The 4,966-nt window shown below is 68.2% G+C and carries 4 protein-coding genes; 1 reads left to right on the top strand and 3 read right to left on the bottom strand.

Going from position 1 to position 4,966, the window contains the following annotated elements; all coding sequences use genetic code 11:
• Positions 1 to 2,302, top strand: a 2,302-nt coding sequence (locus tag AC04L7_RS12240; protein WP_475513097.1) for a putative bifunctional diguanylate cyclase/phosphodiesterase, incomplete at its 5' end; no start/stop codon positions are given.
• A 42-nt stretch (positions 2,303 to 2,344) separates the two neighbouring features.
• Here the strand turns inward: AC04L7_RS12240 and AC04L7_RS12235 are convergent.
• The 3 genes from AC04L7_RS12235 to AC04L7_RS12225 form a co-directional block, all read right to left on the bottom strand.
• Positions 2,345 to 4,126, bottom strand: coding sequence for a vWA domain-containing protein (locus tag AC04L7_RS12235; protein ID WP_296280173.1), 1,782 nt, complete (start codon positions 4,124 to 4,126; stop codon positions 2,345 to 2,347).
• Positions 4,127 to 4,232: 106 nt separating this feature from the next.
• Positions 4,233 to 4,577 (bottom strand): ribonuclease E inhibitor RraB, encoded by a 345-nt coding sequence (locus tag AC04L7_RS12230; protein ID WP_296280174.1) that lies wholly within the window; start codon positions 4,575 to 4,577, stop codon positions 4,233 to 4,235.
• 84 nt (positions 4,578 to 4,661) lie between these two features.
• Positions 4,662 to 4,966: exodeoxyribonuclease VII large subunit (locus tag AC04L7_RS12225; RefSeq protein ID WP_475513096.1), on the bottom strand; the 305-nt coding region annotated here is incomplete at its 5' end.

Genomic DNA, 4,966 nt, shown 5'->3' with positions numbered 1-4,966 from the left:
CGCCGAGCCCGAGCGCGAGTTCGGCGAAGAGGAGATGGCCAACAGCATGACGTTCGCGATGCTGCGCCACGGTCAGCCGTTGCGCGGCCCGTCTGCGGTGATCCGGCAGAAGCTGGGCGTGGTGCGCGATCCATCGCACGGGCCGGACAGCCTGGACTGGCTGGGCGTGCCGATGCGGCGCGACGACCGCGTCTGCGGCGCCATCGTGGTGCAGAGCTACGATACGCCAGCCAGTTACGCCGACGAGGACCGAGCGCTGCTGGGGTACGTGGCGCAGCACATCCTCACCGCGCTGGACCGCAAGCACGCGCACGTCGAGCTGGAGCACCGGGTGGCGGTGCGCACGCATGAACTGCAGCGCGCCAACCGCGAACTGCAGGCGGAGATCATGGAGCGCAAGCGCGCCGAGAAGCTGCAGCGCGCACTGTTCCGCATCACCGAGCTGGCGATCACCTCCGAAAGCCTCGAGCGCTTCTACGCCGACGTGCACGTGGTGGTGGACGAGCTGATCGACGCGCGCAATTTCTACATCGCGCTGGTCTCGGACGACGGCGGCCAGTTGAACTTCCCGTACTCGATCGACGAACGCGACCCGATGCGCAAGGCGCGTCGCATGACCAACGGCCTGACCGAGTACGTCATCGCCACGGGCCGCCCGTTGCTGGCCGATCGCGAGGTGATCGGCGAACTGGCGAACGCCGGCAAGCTGCAGCAACATGGCCCGCCAGCGTACAGCTGGCTGGGCGTGCCGCTGTTCCGGGGCGAGGACGTCGTGGGTACGGTGGTCGTTCAGAGCTACTCCCAGGAAGCCAAGTTCACGTCCCACGACCAGAACCTGTTGACGTTCGTGGCGCACCATATCGGCAACGGACTCGATCGCCAGCGCACGCAGGAGCGGTTGCGCAGCGCGCATGCCGAGCTCGAGCGCCGCGTCGAAGAGCGTACCCGCGAACTCAACGAAGCCAACCACCAGTTGCGTGCGCAGATCGGCGAGCGCCTCCGCATCGAGCAGCAGCTGACCCACCAGGCCACGCACGACGCGCTGACCGGCCTGCCCAACCGACCGCAGTTGCTGGACCGGCTCGCCGCTGCCATCGAGCGAGCCCGCCATGGCGACGGGCAGGCGTTCGCGGTGCTCTTCCTTGACCTGGACCGTTTCAAGCTTGTCAACGACAGCATGGGCCACGCCGCCGGCGATGAGCTGCTGGTGGAAGTCGCGCGCCGGATCACCATGAGCGTGCGCGAAGAGGACATGGTGGCGCGCCTGGGCGGCGACGAATTCGCTTTGCTCGTCGAGTACGCCGAGGGCGTGGAGAACGTGCGCGATTTCGCCCAGCGCCTGCTGGCGGTGCTCGGCCTGCCGATGTGGGTGGCGGGGCGCGAACTGTTCCCCTCCGCCAGCCTGGGAATCGCGGTCTGGCACCCGCGCTATCGCAATGGCGAAGAACTGCTGCGCGACGCCGACGCCGCGATGTACCGCGCGAAAGAACAGGGGCGTGACCGCTGCGCCATGTTCGACGAGGCAATGCGCGAAGCCGCGATGCAGAGCCTGGACCTGGAAGCCGACCTGCGCCGGGCGATCAACCATCGCGATTTCCTGCCGTTCTACCAGCCGATCCGCCGCATGGACGACGGGCGCGTGATCGGCCATGAGGCATTGCTGCGTTGGCAGCATGAGCGACGCGGCCTGTTGTTGCCGGCCGAGTTCATCGGTCTGGGCGAGGACAGCGGGTTGATCGAGCAGGTCGACTGGTTGCTCTACGAGCAGGTGGTGCGCCAGATCGCGCGCGGCGTGGAAGGCTACATCTCGGTCAACGTGTCGCCGCGGCACTTCCGCTCGCCGGACTTCGGGGACCGCCTGCTGGCCATGTTCGAAGCGCAGGGCGCCGATCCGTCGCAGTTGCGGCTGGAGATCACCGAGGTCGCCCTGCTCGACGACGCGCCACGCACGCTGCGCATCCTCCGTACGTTGCGCCAGCACGGCATCCTCGCGCAGCTGGATGACTTCGGCACCGGGTTCTCGGCGTTGTCCTACCTGCACCGGTTCCCCATTTCCGTGCTGAAGATCGACCGCAGTTTCGTGTCGGGGCTGGGCAGCGAGGCGCGACCGGAGAGCCTGGCGTTGGTGCGTGCGATCCTGGCGCTGGCCAGCACGCTGGGGATCGAGACGATCGCCGAGGGCGTGGAAACCGAAGAGCAGCGCCAGTCGCTGATCGAACTGGGCTGCCACCTCGGGCAGGGCTACCTGCTCGGCCGGCCGGCGGCGAGCCTCGAGCAGACGCACGTGACCGACCCCGCGTGATCCCGCGGGGGAGGGCGGGATGGTTCCGCCCTCCCTGTCCGCTCACTCGCCCGCGATGGCCGGCCTGCCGGTTTCCGCCCTGACCAGCCGGTGGGCCTGGTCGATCATGTCGACGAACTCCCCCTTCAGCCCATACGGGTCGCGGCCTTTCGCTGCACGCGCCGCGCGCGCGACGTCACCCCAATTCCAGCCATCGATGCGCTGGCCACCGCGCAACAGGTCGGCATAGGCCGCCACGGCGCTGGCAAACCGGAAGGCGTCGCTCGGTTGAGTGGTCAGCGCGTTGCGTGCGATCGGTGTTTCGATCAGGCGGCTGCTGTCCTGGCCGGGCAGCTTGTAGCGCAGGCGCACGTGCGCGACCTCGGTGGCGGACGCCCGTTCGCCTGCCTGCTTGCCGCCATAGCGCAATGCGGGAAGCCGTTCGGCACCGCTGCCCACCGGGGTGATCTCGTACAGCGCGGTGACTTCATGGCCTGCGCCGATGTCACCGGCATCCACCTTGTCGTTGGCGAAATCCTCGTTGGCCAGCACGCGGTTCTCGTAGCCGATCAGCCGGTACTCGGATACGACGGCGGGGTTGAACTCCACCTGGATCTTCACGTCGCGGGCGATGGTCAGCAGCGTGGACTGCATTTCGTCCACCAGCACCTTGCGTCCCTCCTGCAACGTGTCGATGTAGGCGTGATTGCCGTCGCCGACATCGGCCAGCTTCTCGGCGAGCGCGTCGTTGTAGTTGCCGGTACCGAAGCCGAGCGTCGTCAACGCGATGCCGGACGCGCGCTGGTCGGCGACCATCGTCTCCAGCGCATCCTGGCTGACCGTGCCTACGTTGAAATCGCCGTCGGTGGCGAGGATCACGCGGTTCACGCCGTCCCTCACGAAGGCCTGCTTCGCCATCGCATAGGCCAGGCGGATGCCGTCGCCTCCGTTGGTGCTGCCGCCGGCCTGGAGGCGGTCCAGCGCGCCGAGGATCTCATCGTGCCGGTTGCCGGGGGTCGGTGGCAGCACCAGGCCCGCCGATCCCGCGTAAACCACGATGCTGACACGGTCCTGCGCACGCAGTTGCGGGACCAGTTGGGCGAAGGACTGCTTCAGCAGCGGCAACTTGTCGGGCGACTCCATGGAACCGGACGTGTCCAGCAGGAACACGAGGTTGGCCGGCGGCAAGGTCGCCTTCGGCACGTCGTAGCCCTTGATGCCGACCATGAGCAACTGCCGCTGCGCGTTCCAAGGCGCGGGCGCGAGTTCGGTGGTCACGTTGAACGGGCGGCTGCGGTCGGTCGGCGCGGCGTGGCCATAGCGGAAGTAGTTGATGAATTCCTCCGCGCGCACCGCATCGGCCGGGGGTCGTTGGCCCTCGCGCAGCATGCGGCGCACATTGCTGTAGCTGCCGGTGTCCACGTCCACCGAGAAGGTGGACACGGGTTCGTCCACGGTGCGGCGCACCGGATTGTCGTTGCGTTCCGCGTAATTCTCGGTGTTGGCCGCGTCGGCCTGCGGCGCCAGGACGGCGGCAGCGTGCGCGTACTGCACCGCCATCGGCGGGGCTGGCGGGGGAGGCGGCGATGCAGGCGCATAGGCCTGCACGCCGGCGATGGCGGTCTTGGCCTGTTCACGGCGCAGGCGCTCCCCGGTGACCACCACGCTGTCCAGCGTGGCCTGTTCGTTCGAAGCCGCCTCCGCTGCCTGGCGGGCGAAACGCGCCTTATCCGAAGCTGCGGCCGCGGCCGCCTCGGCGTCGGACGTGGAGTGCGCGGTGGGGCTGGACTGGCACGCGGCCAACAGGGCGACGGCCAGCAGGGTGAGGGTCAGACGGTGCGACATGGCGTGACTCCGTGAGTGGGACGGGGAGTCGAACGCATGGGATACGGAAACGGGGTTGAAGGGTGGCGCTCGGCGATGCTGCGACATCGGCCACAACACCGCGATGTCAGTCGATCGCGCCCACGTCCATGCCGTCATACGCATCCAGGCCATGCTCGCTGGCGAACCGGTAGAGCGCCTGGTTGCGCTCGTGGAGGCTGTCGGGCGTGTGGACTTCGGTCTTCTCGACGTGCAGCCACCACAGGTCCGGATCCTTGCGGCTGTCCTTGTCTTCCAAGTAGAGCGCAATGACACGGTAACCCTGTCCTTGCAGCACCGGCACCACCGCCTCCAGCGCAGGCCGCGCATGGTGGGTGAAGAAGTAACCCCACACCAGCGGCTTGCGCAGGTCCCAGGGCGTCTCCCTGGCCATGTTGTCGAACATCTCGACCAGTTGTTCGTGGGTGATCATGGTGAAGCTCCTGTAGATGGGGGCAGCCCGTCGTCGGGACGACGGGAAAAGAATCCGCAGTGACGTCGAGGGTGAGCGAAGGCGCTAGTCGGCGCGCAGCGTCAATCGGCCATCGCTGACCTGCGCTTCGAGCCGGTCGCCTGGCCGCACCTGCGCCACCGAGCGCACCAGCGTGCCGTCCTCCTTCGTCACCAGTGCGTAGCCGCGGGCGACGGTGGCCAAGGGGCTGATGGCTTCCAGGGAGCGGGCGAGTGCACGCAGGCGCAAGGTGTCCCGCTGCAGTGCGCGCACGGCGGCGGCCTGCGGACGCGGGGCCAACGCGAGCAGGCGGGCGCGCAGTTGCTCGAGGCGGCGCTGCGGCGCATGCGCACGCAGCACCGCATCGGCAT

It is taken from the genome of Pseudoxanthomonas sp. LjRoot204_2 (genome assembly GCF_056175765.1).
This window is presented reverse-complemented; position numbering and strand designations above follow the sequence as displayed.

Bases quoted from the DNA above. Each gene is read 5' to 3' on its own strand.
- AC04L7_RS12235 (WP_296280173.1), bottom strand. From the start codon at position 4,126: ATGTCGCACCGTCTGACCCTCACCCTGCTGGCCGTCGCCCTGTTGGCC.
- AC04L7_RS12230 (WP_296280174.1), bottom strand. From the start codon at position 4,577: ATGATCACCCACGAACAACTGGTCGAGATGTTCGACAACATGGCCAGG.